The following is a 19,244-nucleotide window of genomic DNA, read 5'->3' on the forward strand; positions in this document are numbered from 1 at the left end:
TTCTTCCTTCTTTCTATTCGCTGACCTGCATGCTACGGTCGATTTTAGCCCGGCCGGTTTCGTAGTCAAACTGGTAGCCTGGCTGCACATTATAGATATAAACGTTGAAATCCAGTGTCCCGTCGGTTGAAACTGCCTGCAGGTTGATCCCCCGGGCCATGAGTTCCCTGCCTTTAAAAATTGGCGTTGCCTGGTAGATAACCTTTTTCCCGCTTCTTAAAGCTGACCGGACCTTGCTTTCAAAAATCGTCTGGATCTTCTGGTTGGAGAAGGCCGACTGGGTAAAGAGGTTCTTGGGGTTGTTCTGGTCACCGGACTGGTTCTTGGGGTTGTAGTTGCCGTCCTGGTCAATGCCAGCGGAAACTGAGTAGGCAATGAGGTGCCCCCGGTTGTAGATCTGGGTCCCGTTTTGCCGGTTGGAGTGCCAGCCAGTTGGCTGAACGTACTGCCTTACTCTTAAGGAGTCGTTGGCCACGTTCCGCTTTTCCAAAAAGGCGGTGTTGGAGCTGGAGGTCCGGTTCTGGCTGTCCAGGTTGGAGTAGATGACCCGGTTGACCTTCCAGGCGCTTTTCACCAAGGTGGAGTGGTTATTGTTAACATAGCGCCAGCCCTTGCCGCCGGACTTAAAAGTCTCATTGGCTAGCTTTTGGTAGTCACTCTTGGCTAATCCCCCGTAGACGGTTTTAGCCGTTTGGGCAGAAGTTGCCGTACTTGATGAAGTGCTAGTGCTGTTTGAACTGGTCAGGTTTTCCTGGCCGCCCTTGGTGTAGACGCCCCAAATGATTGCCGCCGCGGCGACTAAAACCGACAGCAGGCTGGTATTTTGGCGCTTCTTGCGCCTGCGTTTTTTTGCCATTTCTTTTCCTCGCTTTTTAGACTAAACCTATTTTAGAGGATTTTTGCCGGAAACCAAAAGATTTAACCTATAATTGATAGAAAAAGAGCAAACAGCAAATATAAAAGAAAGGAAAAAATCATGGAAGAATTCAACTTAAATGATGGAAACAAGATTCCAAAGATCGGCTTTGGCACATACAAGATCAAAGGCTACCAAGGGGCCCAGGCCATCAGCCAGGCGATTGAAAATGGCTACCGGCTTCTGGACTCAGCCGCCCGCTATGAAAATGAAGGAGCTCTAGGCAAGGCGATCAGAAACAGCTCAGTTGCCAGAAGCCAGCTTTTTGTAACCTCAAAACTGCCGGGAGCCCACCACGAATACACAGCCGCGATCAACGAACTGGAAGAGGGCCTCTTAAGAAGCGGCTTGGACTACTTTGACCTCTACCTAATCCACTGGCCGAATCCTTTGGAAGATCATTATGTAGAAGCCTGGCAGGCCTTGATTGACGCGCAAAAATTTGGCTTGGTCCGGTCGATCGGGGTGTCGAATTTTGAACCGGGGCATATCGACCGCTTGATCAAGGAAACGGGGGTTACGCCGGCCGTCAACCAGGTGGAGCTGCATCCCTACTGGTCCAGCCGCGCCGTCCGTGCTTATGACGATGAGCATGGGATCGTTACGGAAGCCTGGAGTCCGCTCATGCGGGCCGGGGAAGTTTTCCAGGAAGATTTGATTAAAAAGCTGGCCGCCAAGTACGGCAAGAGTCCGGCTCAAGTAATTTTGCGCTGGGAAATCCAACTGGGGGTAGTGCCGATTCCAAAGGCTTCATCCAGCCAGCACCAGTTGAGCAACCTGGACATTTTTGACTTCAGTTTAACTGAGGAAGAAGTAACAGCCTTGACGGATTTGGACAAGGCAGATGGCCGCCGGCCCGACCGCGACCCTAACCAGCACCAGGAATTTTAAGAAGTGGAAATAAGCAGTGGCACTGGTCAACTGCTTATTTTGTTTTTCAACATCTGCAAGAATTCGATGCTATCTCACTTTTCCCTGCTTTGATAAGCAAAATTTGTGCTCTGATTTTTAAGATAATTAATTTTCCGCCCTTTCAGACCTTATAAAGTAACTCAGCTCTTGCACGATATAGTTATATCGCTAGAAATTCATGACTAAGCGTCTATATGCTTGCTCACATAATCGCCCATCTTGCGCGGGAACTTTTTTATAATATCTACGTGCATTTATGACAAACAACTAATCTTCGCTATTTATGTGCTCTTTCTGTAAAGAAATCGTTATCATATGATTGATGAATCGATTTATCAAAATTCGTTTACTGAAAAGTGGAGGTCGAATCATGAAGAAGCGCGATAAACCACATATCGTTCACCCATTTACTTTTGTCGGTAATTTTCAAGGTGACTTCAAGGCAAGTTACATTCATCAGATTACCAGTTGGAAGTGATCTACCATGACAAAAACAGAAAAAATTTTTTCAACAATCATTAAAGCAGTCAACTGCTTGATCTTCCTAGTCGAAGCAGTTCTAATCTGGCTCATGGGAGCAGAGCAGGTCACATTTCAAACTAATCTGAAAGAGCTTGAGATCGGCTGGTCATTCATCTTGATTTCAGTCGCACTCGTATTGGCAGCTGTACTTATTTGGACAAGCAAGTTCTCAATCCTCTTCTGGATCACTGAAATTGTCCTAGTTGCCGGATTCATTGCCTTGACTTCTTTACGGGTGATGAATACTGGTACAGCTTTTGACATACTCGGACCTGCAGCAATTCTCGCCATCATGCGCTATGGCAAATTCGCTAAGCCATACGTAGGACCGATTACAGTTGTCATTCTCAACTTAGTTTACATTTATCTTTCAACCATTCCTTACGACTGGTACGTCAATTACTGGTTTACGAAGTAAAACTCCAATCATCCGACAACAGCAAAACTGAGCTCACATCAATATGAGCTCAGTTTTTTCTATATTCAGCTAAAAATTTTCCTGCTACTTCTCATTCTCTTGTAGCAAGGCAAAAAGGGCGCCATAGAGGTTGGTATCGTTTCTGAACTTGGCCGCCACGATTTCCGGAGGAATTACCTGCTGGCGCAGCATTGGGTTGTCATTAAGGATTTCCCCGAACTGCCGGCGGATTTCCTCAATTAGGATTCCCTGGGCGCTGATCCCGCCGCCGATAACAACCTTTTTCCCATTGATCACGGTCTGCAGGTTCAAAATCATCACCGCTACATCCAAGCAGTATTGGCGGAAGATCTTGCCTGCCTCTTCATTGCCGGACTTGATGGCGGCAAAAGCCACCAAGCCATCATTGACGTCTTCATTGCCCAGCTCCTGGTTGACCTTTTCCACCATGCCAACGGCTGAACAGGCAAAGCCGGCGTAGGCATCCATGGTCTTGAGCCCGGCACCTTGGTTCGTGATCATCCAGCTGAGTTCCCCGGCCTGGAAGCTGCTCCCGTGCAAAAGCTTGCCGCTAACGACGATCCCGCCGCCAACGCCGGTGCCCAGAGTCAACACAGCCCCGGTGTCAACTCCCTTGAGTTCACCTAACCATTGTTCACACAAAGCCGCCGCCTTGCCATCGTTTTCCGCGCTGACTGGAACCCCGTATCTGGCCCCCAAGGTCTCTTCCAGGTTCAAGCCATCTAAAAAAGGCAAGGCCCCGCCAAAGTGAATGATCTTCTTTTCCGTGTCGATCTTCCCTGGCGCGCAGACCGCGATCCCGGCAAACTTGCCCTTATACTGGTCGCCGACTTCATACAGAGCCGCCACAAAGTCGTCCAAGTTGTCCGCGCTTGCCCGCTTGCCTTTTTCCAGCAGCTTTCCTTCGCCATCCATCAAGGCATACTTCACGTTGGTTCCGCCAATGTCAAAAACTAAGTATTGCGTCATTTTTTACCCTCACCTCTAAAAATGCATCTTTAACTATCATTATAAGCGCTTTCTGTAATCAGCACTATGCCAAAAATTGACCAAAAAAAGGCCAGCCTTGAGCTGGTCTTAGAGCAATACTTATCAACTATCTAAAAAATGCTTGATTAGTGGTGGGAAGCACCGCTAGTTGCTTCTGGTTCAGCTGGCTTCTCTTCTTCCTTGGCAGCTTCTGCTTTGGTTGAAGGACCAGTCTTAGCGTCTGGGTCAGAGTTGCGGCGGTAAGTTGCGCCAGTTGAAGCATCTGGGTCAACAACCAGCTTCTGGCCAGTTGATTCGCAGAAGTACTTCACGAATGGGTAGATGTCTTGTACCCATTCATAGATACCCATGTAGTTGCCTTCTTCGTCTTCCACTCTCTTGTAGTAGTGCAAAACGAGTTCAGTCAAGTTACCAGTTGGCACTGGCATCCATACTGAGTCATGGCCGCCTTCTTTGGTCCGCAGGGCGTGAACAACCTTCTTGGCAGTTGGGATAACGTCACGGATGTCTGGGTGAACCGCGCCCATAGTGTCGCCGACTTGAGCTGGCACACGGCCGGCCTTCATCTTGTAGTTAGGGTCTTGCGGACGGTTGTACCACAGGAACTGGTTGTTGTCGTCCACATAAGTCATTTCCCCAAAAGTGTTCCGCAACATCCAGTTGATTTGGTTAACGGTCAAAAGACCGGCGTCCAGCTTAACGTAGTCGTCGCCTTCAGCCGCGTTAACCTTGGCAGCTGCCTTGTCCAGCCATTCCGGGTCGTTCTTGTCCAAACCGTCAACAGTGTAGCGGCTGTGGCCAGTTGCTTCAAAGTCTTCCTTCAAGTATTCTTCAGGCTTCATGTCCTGCAGCCATTTTGGTTCTGCCATAATTCAGTCTCCTTCAGTCTTGCAACAAAAATTTTTCTTTAACTTTTACTTACTTGCTTTACACTCTCAATTGTATCCTGTAAGCACTTACCTTGCAAGAGCAATATATCATATTTCTTATATGCACAAAAATAAATATTTCGCTTTTACTAAATCAGAAAGATCTTTAACATATATTTTGCTATATAAAAACAAGCAAAATAAAAAGCCAGCTTAAGCTGGCTTTACTTTGTCCAAAACTATAATCTGGTCGAACATGGCCTTTTCCACGTCCGAAATCTTGTGGGCGACTTCGATCACCGCTACCTTCGGGTTGCCCAGCAGGGTCTCATGGATTTCCAAAGACAGGCGGGGGTCCAAAGCACTGGTGGCTTCGTCAGCCAGCAGGATCGGCCGGCCGGACAAGAGGGCCCGGGCAATTTCCACCCGCTGGATCTGCCCGCCGGAGAGATTGTTGCCGTTCTCCCCAACTGGGTAATCCAGGCCATTTTCCTGGATCAAGTCATCCAGGCCAGCTTCATGGCAGGCCATGAGCAGCTGTTCTTCATCCACATCCCGGCCCAAAGTCACGTTGAAGCGGAGGGTGTCGTCAAACATGAAAGGCTTCTGGTTGACGTAGGAGTAGAAGTTGTGGGCCTTGTACCAGTCCCCCGTCACGTCCTCGCTGTTGATCAAGATTTCACCATGGCTTGGCTTGTAGATGCCCAGCATGAGGCGCAGAAGGGTAGTCTTGCCCCAGCCGGACGGAGCCATAAGGAGGATCTTTTCTCCCGGCTTGACCTTGATGTTCACGTGTTCAAAAATCTGCCGCTTGCTGTGCTTGGTCACGTAGGCCACGTCCCGGATCTCCATGCCGTCAAAGTGGTCAACCGGGTAGCTGTCGTCTTTTTGCACGTAGTTGAGGGCCCGCTGGGTTCTCTGCCACATCGGCACGGTCGACTTGACCTGGTTGAATTCGTTAAACAAGGTAACGACCGGACTGATGAAGTTGATGGCTAAGTCAACCATCATGACCAGAGTCCCAACTGCCAAGCGGCCTCGCATCATCATGATCCCGCCGATCGTGCAGGGAATGATGAAGCAGAAAAGTTCAGCTGCTGAATAGATCAATTCCAAGGCCCAGGCCTGGGTCAAGGTCATGTTTCGAAGAGCCGTTTCCATGTCCCCAGCAGCTCCCACTGCCCGCTTGACGATATTAGTGCGGACGTTGTAGAGCCGGGCTGACTGGGCCCCGTTCAAGCTGTCTGACACATACTGGGTGTAGACGGCGTTCTTCTGGGTCCAGATCCGGGACTTCTTGGTGATGATCTTGCTGGTAATCATCTGCACGCCGGCCGGAGCCAGAGTCGCCACGATAAAGACCAAGGTCATTTCCCAGGAATTGTAAAAAGCAAAAGCCAAAGAACCCACGAAGGTCAAGCTTTGATAAATGATATCCAGCTGGGCCGTGACCCGGTTGGTTTCAATCTGCTTTAAGTCGTTGGTCATGAAACTCAGCCCGTCTTTAGTGTCCAGGCTGTTTTGATCGATCAAGTAACGCAAATTGGCTTCTTTTAAAGTCATGTTCACGCTTCTGATAATGTTCATTTTGGTCGTTTCATAGACGAAATTGCTGGCCATGAACAAAAGCTGGCCCCCGGCCGTTAAGGCGGCGAAGCCGATCAGGCGCTGGTAGTCGCCTTTGCCGGAAGAGGCAATGTTCAGCATGATCTTGAGCATGTAGGCCACGAACAAAACATTGCAGGCCTTGATGGCAGCCAGGAAGGTGAATAGGGCGACCTGGCCTTTCCGTGCGTATTTGAGACTCATTGGATAATCCCTCTCTTTCATAAACATTATAGCAATCTTTCCTGTTTTTGCCGCCAGCATTGATATAATTAAGATAATCCTAAGAAAGTAAAATCTTGCTAAAGTCTGATTCCTGGCAAATTGCGGTATTTTTTTGAAAAAGACAAAACTAGAAAAGAGAAGACACAAAAATGAAATTAGTTGAACTGCACACCAAAGCCGACCAATTATCTGGCAGCTACTATCTGGGCTACCTGGTCTACCAAAGTGCTGACGCGGCCGCCCTCATCAGCCTGGACGACGACGCTAATGCCGGCGGGGTCTTAGTCATCAACAATCAGGACATCCTGGCCAGCGTCGACGAATCCCCCAGCCTGGCCTACTGCCAGCGCCTTATCGATGAAGGCAAGTCGACCGACCCCTTCTCCCTCATGCCCCTCAACCAGGAGCTTTTAAAAACGCCATTGACCAGTCTTGGCGCGGCCAGCGAAGACGCCATGGAGAAGGCCCTGGTCGTCAATATCACTTTGACCAGCGGGGTCGTCTACACCGGCATTATTGTCCGCACTAGCCCTAAAGAAGTCCAGCTCAAGCAGATCGGCGACGACTATGAACTGGACCCTCTCCGCTTGATCGTGCCCCTGGCCGACATCTCCAGCCTGGAATTAAACGCCCCTTTAAACAAGCTCTGGAAAAAGTACCAGCCGGTCAAGGACCAGTTTGCCGGCAAGAATCCCTACGGCCTGGTTGAACTTTACCTGGACTGGCTGGATGACGCCCGCTTTGGCAGCTGCATCTTGGGCCGGGTTATTGACCAAAGTGACCAGTATCTCCTTTTTGAAAGCTTGAACGACTACGGGCAACTGGAATCCATCTGCTTGATCAACAGAGAAGACGTGGTGCATGAGACAGTCAATTCCGCCGCCATCGACTTCTCCAGCTTCCTGGTGGCCTATAACCAGCAAATGGAAATTTTTGACCCAGGCCACTTGAGCAAACTGGCTCAGTCCTTAGACCATGTCCCGACCGCCCGGGAAGTGATTGAAAAAGCCGGCAAGCAATTGGTCAGCGTTGACGACTACGAATTAGCCGGGGAAAACCTGGGCTACGTAACAGCGGTAGATGAAGAAGGCTTCACCATTGAGGATCCGGAAAGCGGGCAGGAAGTCAGCCACCTTTTTGAAAATGTCTGCTCTTTGGATTTAGCCAGCACCGAGCTGGAAAAAATGCGGGAATTCCTGGCTGCCCAAAACCAGTAGGCAAATAAGTAATATAATAGATAAAAGCATATACTGAACTAGAGTAGTTATAGTTAGGAGATTTTTTCAATGAAACAAGGAACGACGATTTTGACTTTGGACAACGGCTACCACCTTTGGACCAACACCCAAGGGACAGGCGACATCCACCTGCTCTGCCTGCACGGGGGCCCGGGCGGCAACCACGAATACTGGGAAGACACGGCTGAACAATTAAAGAAGCAGGGCTTGAATGTCCAGGTCCACATGTATGACCAGCTGGGCTCTTTGTATTCTGACCAGCCAGACTACAGCGACCCGAAGATCGCGGACAAGTACTTGACTTACGAATACTTCCTGGACGAAGTTGAAGAAGTCCGGCAAAAGCTGGGCATCGACAACTTCTACTTGATCGGGCAAAGCTGGGGCGGCCTTTTGGTCCAGGAATATGCCGTTAAGTACGGTGACCACTTGAAGGGGGCCATCATCTCCTCCATGGTTGACGACATTGACGAATACGTGGCCGCGGTCAACCGCCGCCGGCAAGAAGTCCTCCCGCAGACCGAAATCGACTTCATGCACGAATGCGAAGCCAAAAACGACTATGCCAACCAGCGCTACCAAGATGACGTGCAGATTTTGAACATCAACTTCGTTGACCGCAAGCAGCCTTCCAAGCTCTACCACCTGGGCGATTTGGGCGGCACGGCTGTCTACAACGCCTTCCAGGGCGACAACGAATTCGTCATCACCGGCAAGCTGAAGGACTGGCACTTCAGAAGCCAGCTGCCAAAGATCAAGGTGCCAACCCTGCTGACTTTTGGCGAAGTGGAAACCATGCCCCTGGAAACGGCCAGAACCATGCAGAAGCTGATTCCTAACTCCCGCCTGGTGACTACTCCTAATGGCGGTCACCACCACATGGTCGACAACCCGGATGTCTACTACAAGCACCTGGCTGACTTCATCAAGGAAGTTGAAGCTGGCACTTTCCAAGGCGAATAAGCAGCGATTTGTAAAGTCCCCTAAGGGGGCTTTTTTTGTAAAAGAAATCTTAACCTTTGGTAAAAGATACAAGTTGGAAAAGGCTTCTGCCTTTAGCTTTTAGCCATTTTCAAGTAAAATAGGCTAAGACTAATCATAAGCATTTAGGAGGCAAAAATTTGACAATCGGTAAAGAACTACAGAAACAGCGCCGTGCCAAGCAGCTCAGCCTGGAAGCCGTTAGTCAAACCCTGCGGGTCGACCAGGCGACTCTGCAAAAGATTGAAGCCGATGATTTTCAAGGCTTAAACCCAGTCCTGGTCAGAAGCTGCATCCGGCAATACGCCAGCCTGCTGGGCCTGGACGGGGCAAAGCTCTTAGACCAGTTCACTGAACCTGCCGTTGCCGGCAAGGACATCCCTGCTGCTAGCGCCCAAGCCGCTAAACCGGCTAGCCCAGTTAAAGAAAAGGTCACTGAAGTCCGGGCCACTAACCCGGCTCCGGTTAAAGAGGCCAGCCCAGCTGGCAAGGCCAAGGAAATTTTGGACAAGAGCAAGGTGCCGCATGGCTTCAAGGCAATTTTTAAATTCTTTGACGCCATCAACTTAGACAAGCTCTTGAAGATCGGGATCTGGGTCATCTTGGGCCTGGCCGTGGTCGGGTCCGTAGCCGGCGGCTTCGGTGCCCTGGCTTCTAAAGCCACCAGCACTACCCGCTCATCCAGCTCTTCCAGTTCCTCGTCATCATCTTCTTCATCATCTAAGCCGGAGCAAGATAATTCCGCTAAGCCTGATGAAAACAAGCCGAGCCAGGATGACCGGCAGAGCCAACCGAGCCAAAGCCAAAGTGAAGAGAAGCAGGCAAGTTCTTCCAGCCAAGAGCAGAGCCAGGCCAGCTCTTCAAGTTCTGCCAGTTCCTCTAGTTCCGCGGCCAGCTCCTCTAGCCAAGAGCAGAGCAGCCAGGCAGCTTCCTCTAGCAGCCAGTCAAGCACTGACACGACGACTGATACAAACGAATAAAGTGCATGCAAAAAGCGCCCGAGCAATCGAGCGCTTTTCGTTTACTGTTATTTTTGACCTTAAGCCCGGCCCTTGTAAGTCCCTTCCAGGGTGTTGATGACCAGTTCGTCGCCTTCGTTGATGAAGTCTGGCACAGTGACAACCAGGCCAGTTTCCATCGTAGCTGGCTTGCCGCCGGAAGCAGCGGTTGCCCCCTTGATGCCTGGCTGGGTTTCGACAACCTTCATGTTGACAGTTGATGGCAATTGTACTGCCAAAAGTTCCCCGTCTTCAGTGAATTCCAGGATGACTTCGATGTTTGGCATCAAGTATTTGACGTCGTCACCCAGTTGGTCGCCGGAAATAGCGTATTGTTCGTAGGTTTCCGTGTCCATGAAGTTGTAGCCGTCGCCTTCAGCGTACAGGTATTGGGCGTTCTTCTTGACGACTTCGACCAGCTCGATCTTTTCACTTGGCCGCATGGTCTTGTGGATCACGCTGCCGGCCCGGACGTCACGCAGGTCCATCTGCATAACGGTGTTGCCCTTGCCTGGCTTGTGGTGGTTGGCCGCCATAACCAGCATCAGCTTGCCGCCATCGTCAAAAATCATGCCTTTTTTCAATTCGATTGCTTGCATAAAAAAATCTCCCTAATAAATTTTTTATCACCGTTCTCCATTATACCATTGACTTAAAAGCCGCGAAGGTAAATTTTGTCAATCAAGTGCCCCTCAACCTTATGCAGGATCAAGTTGGCCCGCTCCTTGGTCGGGGCGATGTACTGGCGGAGGTTGACCAGGTTGACCATCTGCCAGGTTTCTTCCGCCAGGCGCAGGGCCTCGTCTTCCGGGCCATTAGCCAGCTTGTAGTAGAAGTTGCTTGGGTCGTTCTTCTTCATTTTCATGATCTTCTTGAAGCGCTGCATATACCACTTTTCAATCAAGTCTTCTTCAGCATCGATATAAATTGAAAAGTCGAAAAAGTCGCTGGTCACCAGCTGCCCGCTTTCCGGCAGCTGCAGGGTGTTGATCCCTTCAATGATCAAGATATCGGGCTTTTCCACATGGCCGTAGCGGCCTGGGACGATGTCGCTTAATTCCTGGGAATACAGGGGATAAACGACGTCATTTTTCCCGCTGACCACGTCCTGAAGGAAGTCTCTGAGCATCTGCATGTTGTAGCTTTCCGGGAAACCCTTCCTGGGCATCAGCTTCCGCTTCTCCAGCTCCTGGTTAGGGTAGATGAAACCGTCAGTGGTCATCATCTGGGTCTTTAAGTCCGGGTAATACCGGGTTAAAAGCAGCTGCAAAAGGCGGGCAGTCGTGGACTTGCCCACGGCAACTGAGCCGGAAATGCCGATGATAAAAGGCAGATTTTTTCCTGGCAGGCGTAAAAAGGCCGCCTTCTTGGCCGCCGTCTCCCGCTTGGCCTGGTAGGCCAGGTGGATGTAGTTCAGCAGGGTCTGGTAGATTTCATCGACGTCCTTGACGTCCAGCTGGTCGCCCAAAGACTTGACCTTGGCCAGCTCTTCATTGGTCACCGCCAGCTCGGTCTGGGGGGTTAAAGCTGCCCAGGCCTGCCGGCTGAATTCGGTATAGTTTCGCATCTTTTTACTTGTCCTTTTCTCATTCTTTATCTATTATAGTAGAAAAAGCAGGAGAAACTGGCAAATGCCAGCTTCATTTTTCGAAGAAATGGGTGAAACAGATGAAGAAAGTCGTGCTTTTTGGCGATTCAATTTTTAACGCGTATGACGGGCAAAAGGATACCGACCGTTTGACCAAGGCCTTGGCCAAGCGGCTGGGAGACGCTTACGAGGTTGTGAACATCTCGGTCAGCGGTGCATGCGCCCAGGACGTCCTGCCCAGAGTCGGCAGTCTGCCTGCCTGCGACATTTTGGTCGTAGAGTACGGGACCAACGATGCCGCCAGCTGGGGCTGCAGTGCCTATGACTACCAGGAAGGGCTGGAAAGCTTGATCAAGCAGGCTCAGAAGGTGACTGAGGCCAGCGATACCCTGGTTCTGGCTCCGTCCATGCCGGACTTGACAAATCCGGAAATAGCCGCGGCCTACGACTTGGAAAAGCTGGACGAGTACGTCGACATCGCGCAAAGAGACGCCGGCAAGACCAACTCCTTCTTCTTTGACTTGACCCACAAGATGGAAAAGCTGAAGGACCTGCCTTCCTTCATGATTGCAGACGGCCTCCACTACAGCGAAAAAGGTATCTCCTGGCTGGCCGATGTCCTGGCTGACCAGATTAACAAGATGGCATAGGAAAAGCGCTCGAGTAATCGGGCGCTTTTTGCATGCACTTTATTCTATTTCGCTCTATTCAACCTTGCCCAAGTAATCCGACTTTTGGCCAAACCACTTTTGGTTGATCTTGGTCAAAGTCCCGTCGGCCTGTAAGTCAGCCAAGGCCTGGTTGATCTTCTTCTTCAAGGTCTTGTCGCCCTTCCGCATCCCTACAGCAAACAAATCTTCTGGCACCTCTTTGTTCAAGATTACCTGGTAAGACTTTGAGTCTGCCTCATGCTGAATGTAGTATTCCGCGTAGGTTTCATCCAGCAGGATCCCCTTGATTCTGCCGGCGTTGAGGTCCAGGAAAGCCGACGGAATGGTGTCATAGAGGACCTTGCTCTTTGGTTTTAAAACCTTTTGGCTGCCATCCAGCCAGATCTGGGCGGTTGACCCGCTCTGAGCGCCGATCGCCTGCCCCTTCATCTGGGCAAAAGACTTGATCCCGCTGGACTTCTTCACGACCAAAACCTGCCGGTTTCTGAGGTAGCTGCGGCTGAAGGCGACTTTTTTCTTCCGCTGGCTGGTCACGCTGTAGCCGTTCCAGAGGACATCAATCGTCCCGTTCCTCAGCTCCGTTTCCTTCATGGACCAGTCGATAGTCTGAAAGTCCGCCTTAAGGCCCAGCTTCTTGCACACGGCCTTGGCCAGGTCAACGTCGTAGCCGACCAGCTGCCCGTCTTTTTGCCGGAAGTCCATGGGCACAAAGGTGTCGTCCAAGCCGATCACCAGGCTGCCCCGCTTTTTAATCTTGGCCCAGGTGTCTTTTTGGTTGGCTTCTTTAGTTAAATTGCTGCAGGCGCTTGTCAAAAAGCAAGACAAGACCAGGCCCAGCAGCAGGATTTTCTTAAACCACTTCATCTGCCCCTCACTACCCTTCCAGCGGCTTAACTTCCAGGACTTGGTCGGCCACCTTTTTGGCAAAGTCCATGTCGTGGGTGATGATCAATTGGGTCAAGCCCGATTCCTTCAAGCTCAAGATGAGGTCAGCCACCTGGTCACGCAAGGCCGGGTCCAGGGCACTGGTCGGTTCATCGTAGCAGAGCATCTTCGGCTGCATGGCCAAAGCCCGGGCGATGGCTACCCGCTGCTTTTGCCCGCCGGAAAGCTGGTAAGGGTAAAGGCCGCCCTTGTCAGCCATCTGCAGCTTCTCCAAAAGCTCCCTGGCCTTAGTTTCCGCTGTCGCCTTGTCTTCTTTTAAAGCCAACTGGGGAGCCAAAGTAATGTTTTCCAAAACTGACATGTTGGGAAAAAGGTTGAAGTCCTGGAAGACCACGCCCACGGCGCCTCGCTCTTCTCCGCTGAGGTCATACTTTTCCCCGTCCAGGCTCATGGTGCCCGCGTCAGCTGTTTCAAGACCCGCCACGATTCTGAGAAGCGTTGTCTTCCCGGCCCCGGAAGGACCAACCACCGTGAGGATTTCCCCGTCCTTAAGGCTGAAGTTCATATTTTTTAAAATCTGCCGGTTGCCAAAAGACTTGGCTAAATTTTTTACTTCAAGCATCGTTCAGTCCTCCTATCTGTAGTATGAGTAGTGCTTTTCCAGCTGCCGCAAAAGCAAAGTGCACAGGCCAATCAAAAGCAGGTAGATCAAGGCCACCAGCACCAGCGGAAGTAAAGTCACGTCACGGGCCGTAGCCAGGTTGCCAGCTCTGAGCAGGTCGCCCAAACCGATCACATAGACCAGGGAGGAGTCCTTGACCAGGTTGATTACTTCGTTGCCGATTGAGGGCAGGACGATTTTTATTACCTGGGGAATAACGATTTTTCTAAGGGTCTGCCCGTAGGTCAATTGCAGGACCTTGGCTGCTTCAAACTGCCCCCGGTCGATGGCCTGGTTGCCGCCCCGGAAGATTTCAGCGAAGTAGGCCGTGTAGTTCAAGACGAAGGCAAACAAGGCCGCCGCGTACCGCGGGAAGGTCAAGCCGACGATCGGCAGGCCGTAGAAGACGAAGATCAGCTGCAGCAAAAGCGGCGTCCCCCGCATCAGCCAAACGTAGAAGTTAAGCAGCCACTTCAAGGGAGCAAAGCGGCTGCTTAAGCCGAAGGAGACCAGGATCCCCAAAGGCAGGGAGAAGATCAATGTTTCAAAAAAGATTTGCAAGGTCATCCCCGCCCCGCTGAAAAGGGAGGGAAGTATTTCCATAACGTATTTCATTCGTTTTACCCGCTTCCTAGAAAAAAGAAAATAAAAAAGTCCTCCCGGCCCCGAAGGGCCAAGAGGACGCGTCAGCGTGATTCCACCTCGTGTTCACCGGTCCCTCGCGGCAACCGGCCTCACCAGCTTGAAGAAGCCTTCAAGCTGCAGCGGTAACGGGCTGACCCGGGAGGAGCTACTAAGCCTTCACCCCTCCTGCTCACAGACGTGTGTTCAGCTAGCCCTCGCTCCCCTTTCCACCGGCGGGAAGTCTCTATCTGTCCAGGCAGGCCTACTTCTTCTGTTCATCGCGTGAAATATAACCGACTCTTGGTCTGTTTTTAGTAATATTAAACTAATATTAAAAATTCGTCAAGCTTTTGCTCTATTTTTCTGCAAAAGTTGCTTCGTCACTTGGCAAAAGCGGACTCTTTTCACCAGCGTAGACCAGGTCCAGCTTGTACATGGCCCGGGAAGCGATCGTGTAGACCAGCTGGGTCTCGTCTTCTTCATGGTAGGTCTCTTTAGAGGCATCCCACATGATTACGGCGTCAAATTCCAGCCCCTTGGCCAGGTAGGACGGCAAGACCAGGTTGCCTTCCACCAGGCGCTGGTTGGCGCTGGAGATAAGGTGAACCCCATCCAGCTGGTCAGCCAGCTTTTTGGCAGCCTCCAGGTCCTTAGTGATGATGGCGGTCGTCAGCTTCTGGGCATCGTTTTCCGCCAAAGCCTCTTTCAAGGCCGCCAAAGCTTCTGCTTCATCACTTCTGCCCCAAACTTGCGGCAGCGGTCCTTGCCGGTTGAAGCTTTCGATTTTTTCACCATGGCGGAGGATCTGCTTGGTGTAGTCAGTCAGCTGCTTGGTTGACCGGTAGGACTTGGTCAACTGGACCACCTTGGTCTTTTCCGGGTCAAAGAGGCCGGAGATCTGCTTTAAGAGGCTGCTGGACTCGTCTTTAGTAAAAATCGCCTGGTTCAAGTCGCCCAGCATGGTGAACTTGGCCCGGGGGAAGTTGTAACGGAGATATGCCAGCTGGAAGGCTGAGTAGTCCTGGATTTCGTCGATGAAGCAGTAGCGCATTTCCAGGTTGGTCTGGCGGGCAATGATCTGGTCATACAGATAGAGGTAAGCAGAAGCATCCCGGAGGTCAATTTCTTGGTCTTTGAACTTAGCCTTGACCTCTTCAACGTGGGCCAGCCATTCTTCTTCGCTGATCCCATACTTGGCCAGGTCCGTCATCTTCGGTACGGCCCGCAGAAAGGCCAGGTACTGGCCCCGCAGGTTCAAGAAGCCGTTGTGGTTGATCCGGCGGGCAACTTTGGCCAGATGCTGGATGACGATCTTTTTGCCCAGGAAGGCCCGTTCAGCCTTTTCTGAAGGGAATTCCTGGTCCGGCCGGTCGTACATGTCCAACATCTGCTCGTGGCTGAGCCCTTCGATTTCCCGGCTGACCCAGACCTTGCGGGCTTCACTGGCGACCCGCTTGTTCAAGCGGCGGATCAGTTCCTCGCGGGTAGCGTCAATCCGGTTGCCCAGCTTGTAGTTTTCATTGAAGGAGTAGTAGAGCTCCTTGATTTCTTCCTTGCTGAAAAATGGCTTCTTTTTGGTCCGGAAATAAATATTGCGGAAGATCATGCCAGACTGGTTGAGGTGCTGGCCATAGCGGGTGGCCAGCTTGTAGAAGGCCAGCGAGTCCTTGAAGCGGCCGATGGCCGTGTCAGCCTGCCGGTCTTCGAACTGGTCAAAGAGGTTCTGCACCTTCATCTTCGGCAAGCGGCGGGCGATAAACTGCCAGTAAGTCATCTGGACCATGTTCTGCTCGCCCATTTCCGGCAGGACGTTTTCGATGTAGTCGTTAAAGAGCTGGTTGGGACTGAACATGATCACGTTCCCGCTCTTGAGGTTGCCCCGGTAGCGGTACAAAAGGAAAGCGATCCGCTGCAGGATGGCGCTGGTCTTACCCGACCCCGCTGCCCCTTGGACAAAGAGGAGGTCGCTGGTGGTGTCGCGGATGATCTTGTTTTGCTCCTTTTGGATGGTCTTGACGATGGACTTCATCTGGATGGAGGACTTTTCTGACAAAACTTCCATCAGCATCTGGTCGCCGATAGTTTCGTCAGTGTCGAACATATTGATGATGGTCCCGTCTTCGATCATGAACTGGCGCTTTTTGCTCATGTCGACTTCAACCGGGCCCTCCGGTGAGTAGTAGGTTACCTTGCCGATCTTGCCATCGTAGTAGATTGAGGAGATCGGGGCCCGCCAGTCGTAGATCAAGAGCTCATTGTTCTCGTCCATGAAGGAGGCCAGGCCGATGTAGATGCTTTCCGGCTCTTCGCCAGCCTCTTCAAAGTCGACCCGGGCAAAGTATGGATGGACATGCAGCCGCTTTAAAGTAGCCAGTTCGCGGGCGTTGACCTGCCAGGCATTGTCGCGTTCTTTGAGCATTTGCTGCTGCTGCTGAATCGACAGGGCCGTGTCCATTGAGGTTGAGTAGTCGTCAAAGTCCAGGCGAATATCATCATAGAAGTGGGCGCTGATGTTGCGGGCTTCAGCCTTGTCTTTGCTGATAGCCTTTTGCAGCTGGTCCCCTTTTTGATCAATTTTTTGCAGGACCTGGTCCAGGTGGGCTTGTTCTGCTTTGCGGTCTAAGTTTTCTGCCATGTAATAAACACCTTATAACCTTTTCTAAAAAATAACTCCAACAGCTTTTCTTTGCAAAAACTTGCCTAATATTCTAACATTTTTCAGCTTAAAACTAAAGTCAGAGCTCCTTAGGAAAAGCTTAAGCAGTTTCAGCAGCCTTTTTGCTAGGAAAAAGAGCCGGCAAATCTTATAATAATTAGCGCAAAGGAGAAAATTGATGCGACGCTTTTTTAATTTCATCAAGAACCTGCTCATCTTAGCAATCATGGCCGGAGCTATTGTCAACTATCATGAGCAAATACAGAATTTCCTGCTGGAAGCGGCGGGCGCGGCCAACACTTATCTGGAGCAGAAGGGCTTAAAGAGCAAGACTCTGGACTTAAGCGGTGGCATCGTCACTGAAAGCAATAAGAAGGTCACCAAGAACACGACCGGCTACCGCTGGCCAAAGGCGACGGCCAAGGTCTACATTGGGGTCAAGCAAGCCGACCTCTACAACGCCACGGTCAATGCCATGGCGGCCTGGAACCAGACGGGAGCTTTTACCTTTAAGCAGACTAAGAACAAGAAGAACGCCCAGATCGTGGTCGTGGCCAACTCCAAGAGTAACGGGGCAGCGGGCCTAACCACTTACAAGTACCTCAGCCATACCAACCGGCTCTACTCAGCCCAGGTGGCTCTGAACACTTACTATCTGGAAAACGATTATTACAACTACACGCAAGCCAGAATCGTCAACACGGTTGAGCACGAACTAGGCCATGCGATCGGCTTAGACCACCGGACCGGGGTTACCGTCATGTACCCGACCGGGTCCATCTACACGATCCAGCCAAAGGACGTCAAGTTGGTTAAGAAGATTTACAAGAGCAAGTCATAAGGCAAGTTAGAAAAAATGAAACGGATTTATCTGGTTAGACACGGGAAGACTTTTATCAACAAGTACAACAAGATGCAGGGTTGGTGCGATACCCCCTTGACTGACGAAGGCCGTAAAGGCGCTGAAAAGGCTGCTGAAGCCTTGCAGGATCTGCCACTGGACATCGCCTTGTCCAGCAACACTTTGCGGGCCAGCGAGACCTGCGAGATCATCATGGAGAAGAACTGCAACAGGGACCTGCTCCAGCACCTGGCCTACCCTTACTTCAGAGAGCACTTTTACGGCTACTTTGAGGGGATGGACAATGACGTGGCCTGGCGGATGGTCGGCGCGGCCCACGGCTTTTCTAACGCTTCGGATTTAGCTGAAAACGCGACTTGCGACCAGATCGCCGACTGGACCAAGGAAGCTGATCCCTACCACGATGCTGAAGACAGCAAGGAATTTTGGGCCCGCTGGCAGAAAGGCTTCGACTTGATCCAGCAATTGGACGGGGCGGAAAATATTCTGCTGGTCAGCCATGGTTTTGCCATCAAGACCCTGGCCCAGAGATTTGCGGTGGACGGAATCGACACGACTGTTCACCCGAGAAACTCATCGATTTCAACTTTAGTGATGGACGATGCTGGCAATTTAAAGATGACCAGCTACAACAAATTGCAGCTGTAATTTTTACCAGATTTTTACAGGCAAAAGGCTTGCAAGTTGGCATAGAGCTACTATAATATGAGCCGGCAAGAGAAAAAGCAAGATTCCAGTTTAAGGATGGAGCGCAATTAAATATATGAGAACGAAGATTTTTGGTCACCGCGGTTATCCAGCCAAGTTCCCGGAGAATTCCCTGGAGGGCTTTGACTACTGCATGCATCACGGAGCTGAGGGGATCGAATTCGATGTCCACTTAACCAAGGACGGGGTGCCGGTGATCATGCATGATGAGAACATCAAGCGGACCACCAATGGCAAGGGTCTGATCAAGGATTTCACCTTGGCGGAATTGGACCAGTTCCACCTGGCCAATGGCGAGCGGATCCCCCGTTTGAAGGACCTCTTCCAGCTGACTGAAGAATCTGGCTATGCGGGCCAGCTGAATCTGGAGATGAAGACCAATAAGTTCGATTATCCAGGCTTGCCGGAGAAGATTTTTGCCCTGGCGGACCAGTTCAAGTTCAAGCAGGAGATCATCTACTCCTCCTTCAATTTGCAGACGCTGATCCACGCGCAGAAGATCCGGCCGGAGGGAAACTACAATTTCCTGACGGACAAGCGGATTAAGGATCCGGCAGCTTTTGTCAAGGAACATGGCTTTAAGGGGATTCACCCGAAGCGTTTGCTCGACACGGACACGCCGGAGCGGATCTGGACGGTAGACAGTCCCCTGCGGGCCAAGAAGATCATTGAGTACGGTGCGGCCGGCTTTTTTACCAACAAGTTCGAAGATATGATGGACCTGCGCAAGCGGGTAGCCAACTACTAACGCGAATATATGAAGAGAGTTGCCTTAACGGGCAGCTCTTTTTTGCGTGGTATATCATAAGTTAATCGCTATATCAAGTATTGTATCCGGTTCCAGTGAGTGCTAAAATCGACTTGTCCAATATGTGTTAATGAATTAAGGAATGT

General features: G+C 51.0%; 19 protein-coding genes. 9 read left to right on the plus strand and 10 right to left on the minus strand.

Going from position 1 to position 19,244, the window contains the following annotated elements; translation table 11 throughout:
• Nucleotides 1-13 precede the first annotated feature (13 nt).
• A complete protein-coding gene (locus ACI32D_RS09770) occupies nt 14-856 on the minus strand; it encodes a DNA/RNA non-specific endonuclease (protein ID WP_439776375.1) in 843 nt (280 codons plus the stop codon).
• A 120-nt stretch (nt 857-976) separates the two neighbouring features.
• On the opposite strand from ACI32D_RS09770, the gene ACI32D_RS09775 reads away from it, so the two are divergent.
• The gene (locus ACI32D_RS09775; protein ID WP_439776376.1) at nt 977-1,807 is read left to right on the plus strand and encodes an aldo/keto reductase; all 831 of its coding nucleotides are present in this window, start codon (nt 977-979) and stop codon (nt 1,805-1,807) included.
• A 505-nt stretch (nt 1,808-2,312) separates the two neighbouring features.
• Nucleotides 2,313-2,768 carry a hypothetical protein gene (locus ACI32D_RS09780; RefSeq protein ID WP_439776377.1) on the plus strand — a complete coding sequence of 152 codons (456 nt, stop codon included), beginning with the start codon at nt 2,313-2,315 and terminating at the stop codon, nt 2,766-2,768.
• A gap of 84 nt (nt 2,769-2,852) precedes the next feature.
• On the opposite strand, the gene ACI32D_RS09785 is transcribed toward ACI32D_RS09780, so the two are convergent.
• From ACI32D_RS09785 to ACI32D_RS09795, 3 genes are all read right to left on the minus strand, one after another.
• Nucleotides 2,853-3,758, minus strand: coding sequence for an ROK family protein (locus tag ACI32D_RS09785; RefSeq protein WP_439776378.1), 906 nt, complete (start codon nt 3,756-3,758; stop codon nt 2,853-2,855).
• Between the two features lie 146 nt (nt 3,759-3,904).
• Nucleotides 3,905-4,648 carry a PAS domain-containing protein gene (locus tag ACI32D_RS09790; protein ID WP_439776379.1) on the minus strand — a complete coding sequence of 248 codons (744 nt, stop codon included), beginning with the start codon at nt 4,646-4,648 and terminating at the stop codon, nt 3,905-3,907.
• Between the two features lie 213 nt (nt 4,649-4,861).
• Nucleotides 4,862-6,457 (minus strand): ABC transporter ATP-binding protein, encoded by a 1,596-nt coding sequence (locus ACI32D_RS09795; RefSeq protein WP_439776380.1) that lies wholly within the window; start codon nt 6,455-6,457, stop codon nt 4,862-4,864.
• A gap of 170 nt (nt 6,458-6,627) precedes the next feature.
• Between ACI32D_RS09795 and ACI32D_RS09800 the strand changes: the two genes are divergently transcribed.
• From ACI32D_RS09800 to ACI32D_RS09810, 3 genes are all read left to right on the plus strand, one after another.
• Nucleotides 6,628-7,695, plus strand: a complete 1,068-nt coding sequence (locus ACI32D_RS09800; protein WP_439776381.1) for a hypothetical protein — start codon at nt 6,628-6,630, stop codon at nt 7,693-7,695.
• A 69-nt stretch (nt 7,696-7,764) separates the two neighbouring features.
• Nucleotides 7,765-8,679 carry a proline-specific peptidase family protein gene (locus tag ACI32D_RS09805; RefSeq protein WP_439776382.1) on the plus strand — a complete coding sequence of 305 codons (915 nt, stop codon included), beginning with the start codon at nt 7,765-7,767 and terminating at the stop codon, nt 8,677-8,679.
• Nucleotides 8,680-8,837: 158 nt separating this feature from the next.
• Complete coding sequence (locus tag ACI32D_RS09810; RefSeq protein ID WP_439776383.1) at nt 8,838-9,677, plus strand: helix-turn-helix domain-containing protein; 840 nt, start codon at nt 8,838-8,840, stop codon at nt 9,675-9,677.
• 59 nt (nt 9,678-9,736) lie between these two features.
• On the opposite strand, the gene efp is transcribed toward ACI32D_RS09810, so the two are convergent.
• Nucleotides 9,737-10,294, minus strand: coding sequence for an elongation factor P (gene efp, locus ACI32D_RS09815; protein ID WP_439776384.1), 558 nt, complete (start codon nt 10,292-10,294; stop codon nt 9,737-9,739).
• A 53-nt stretch (nt 10,295-10,347) separates the two neighbouring features.
• Entirely contained in the window at nt 10,348-11,262 is a 915-nt protein-coding gene (gene coaA, locus ACI32D_RS09820) for a type I pantothenate kinase (protein WP_439776385.1), read from the minus strand.
• 101 nt (nt 11,263-11,363) lie between these two features.
• On the opposite strand from coaA, the gene ACI32D_RS09825 reads away from it, so the two are divergent.
• Complete coding sequence (locus ACI32D_RS09825; protein WP_439776386.1) at nt 11,364-11,933, plus strand: SGNH/GDSL hydrolase family protein; 570 nt, start codon at nt 11,364-11,366, stop codon at nt 11,931-11,933.
• A gap of 54 nt (nt 11,934-11,987) precedes the next feature.
• Here ACI32D_RS09825 and ACI32D_RS09830 read toward each other — a convergent pair whose 3' ends face one another.
• The 4 genes from ACI32D_RS09830 to helD form a co-directional block, all read right to left on the minus strand.
• Complete coding sequence (locus ACI32D_RS09830; protein WP_439776387.1) at nt 11,988-12,818, minus strand: amino acid ABC transporter substrate-binding protein; 831 nt, start codon at nt 12,816-12,818, stop codon at nt 11,988-11,990.
• A gap of 10 nt (nt 12,819-12,828) precedes the next feature.
• A complete protein-coding gene (locus ACI32D_RS09835; protein WP_439776388.1) occupies nt 12,829-13,461 on the minus strand; it encodes an amino acid ABC transporter ATP-binding protein in 633 nt (210 codons plus the stop codon).
• A gap of 12 nt (nt 13,462-13,473) precedes the next feature.
• Nucleotides 13,474-14,115 (minus strand): amino acid ABC transporter permease, encoded by a 642-nt coding sequence (locus ACI32D_RS09840; protein WP_439776389.1) that lies wholly within the window; start codon nt 14,113-14,115, stop codon nt 13,474-13,476.
• Between the two features lie 364 nt (nt 14,116-14,479).
• Nucleotides 14,480-16,759 carry an RNA polymerase recycling motor HelD gene (gene helD / locus ACI32D_RS09845; RefSeq protein ID WP_439776390.1) on the minus strand — a complete coding sequence of 760 codons (2,280 nt, stop codon included), beginning with the start codon at nt 16,757-16,759 and terminating at the stop codon, nt 14,480-14,482.
• 199 nt (nt 16,760-16,958) lie between these two features.
• Between helD and ACI32D_RS09850 the strand changes: the two genes are divergently transcribed.
• From ACI32D_RS09850 to ACI32D_RS09860, 3 genes are all read left to right on the plus strand, one after another.
• Nucleotides 16,959-17,621: a matrixin family metalloprotease gene (locus tag ACI32D_RS09850; RefSeq protein ID WP_439776391.1), complete on the plus strand. Its 663-nt coding sequence runs from the start codon at nt 16,959-16,961 to the stop codon at nt 17,619-17,621.
• A 15-nt stretch (nt 17,622-17,636) separates the two neighbouring features.
• Nucleotides 17,637-18,290 (plus strand): histidine phosphatase family protein, encoded by a 654-nt coding sequence (locus tag ACI32D_RS09855; protein WP_439776392.1) that lies wholly within the window; start codon nt 17,637-17,639, stop codon nt 18,288-18,290.
• A 115-nt stretch (nt 18,291-18,405) separates the two neighbouring features.
• The gene (locus ACI32D_RS09860; RefSeq protein ID WP_439776393.1) at nt 18,406-19,098 is read left to right on the plus strand and encodes a glycerophosphodiester phosphodiesterase; all 693 of its coding nucleotides are present in this window, start codon (nt 18,406-18,408) and stop codon (nt 19,096-19,098) included.
• The last annotated feature ends 146 nt before the right edge of the window (nt 19,099-19,244 follow it).

The sequence above is a fragment of the Lactobacillus sp. genome, assembly GCF_051873315.1.
Classification (GTDB): domain Bacteria; phylum Bacillota; class Bacilli; order Lactobacillales; family Lactobacillaceae; genus Lactobacillus.

Excerpts from the sequence above, each read along its gene's own strand:
- ACI32D_RS09805 (WP_439776382.1), top strand. The coding sequence starts at position 7,765 with ATGAAACAAGGAACGACGATTTTGACTTTGGACAACGGCTACCACCTT.
- ACI32D_RS09800 (WP_439776381.1), top strand. The coding sequence starts at position 6,628 with ATGAAATTAGTTGAACTGCACACCAAAGCCGACCAATTATCTGGCAGC.
- ACI32D_RS09860 (WP_439776393.1), top strand. The coding sequence starts at position 18,406 with ATGAGAACGAAGATTTTTGGTCACCGCGGTTATCCAGCCAAGTTCCCG.
- ACI32D_RS09795 (WP_439776380.1), bottom strand. The coding sequence starts at position 6,457 with ATGAGTCTCAAATACGCACGGAAAGGCCAGGTCGCCCTATTCACCTTC.
- ACI32D_RS09785 (WP_439776378.1), bottom strand. The coding sequence starts at position 3,758 with ATGACGCAATACTTAGTTTTTGACATTGGCGGAACCAACGTGAAGTAT.
- efp (WP_439776384.1), bottom strand. The coding sequence starts at position 10,294 with ATGCAAGCAATCGAATTGAAAAAAGGCATGATTTTTGACGATGGCGGC.
- ACI32D_RS09835 (WP_439776388.1), bottom strand. The coding sequence starts at position 13,461 with ATGCTTGAAGTAAAAAATTTAGCCAAGTCTTTTGGCAACCGGCAGATT.
- helD (WP_439776390.1), bottom strand. The coding sequence starts at position 16,759 with ATGGCAGAAAACTTAGACCGCAAAGCAGAACAAGCCCACCTGGACCAG.
- coaA (WP_439776385.1), bottom strand. The coding sequence starts at position 11,262 with ATGCGAAACTATACCGAATTCAGCCGGCAGGCCTGGGCAGCTTTAACC.
- ACI32D_RS09850 (WP_439776391.1), top strand. The coding sequence starts at position 16,959 with ATGCGACGCTTTTTTAATTTCATCAAGAACCTGCTCATCTTAGCAATC.
- ACI32D_RS09770 (WP_439776375.1), bottom strand. The coding sequence starts at position 856 with ATGGCAAAAAAACGCAGGCGCAAGAAGCGCCAAAATACCAGCCTGCTG.
- ACI32D_RS09825 (WP_439776386.1), top strand. The coding sequence starts at position 11,364 with ATGAAGAAAGTCGTGCTTTTTGGCGATTCAATTTTTAACGCGTATGAC.
- ACI32D_RS09790 (WP_439776379.1), bottom strand. The coding sequence starts at position 4,648 with ATGGCAGAACCAAAATGGCTGCAGGACATGAAGCCTGAAGAATACTTG.
- ACI32D_RS09840 (WP_439776389.1), bottom strand. The coding sequence starts at position 14,115 with ATGAAATACGTTATGGAAATACTTCCCTCCCTTTTCAGCGGGGCGGGG.
- ACI32D_RS09775 (WP_439776376.1), top strand. The coding sequence starts at position 977 with ATGGAAGAATTCAACTTAAATGATGGAAACAAGATTCCAAAGATCGGC.
- ACI32D_RS09780 (WP_439776377.1), top strand. The coding sequence starts at position 2,313 with ATGACAAAAACAGAAAAAATTTTTTCAACAATCATTAAAGCAGTCAAC.
- ACI32D_RS09855 (WP_439776392.1), top strand. The coding sequence starts at position 17,637 with ATGAAACGGATTTATCTGGTTAGACACGGGAAGACTTTTATCAACAAG.
- ACI32D_RS09830 (WP_439776387.1), bottom strand. The coding sequence starts at position 12,818 with ATGAAGTGGTTTAAGAAAATCCTGCTGCTGGGCCTGGTCTTGTCTTGC.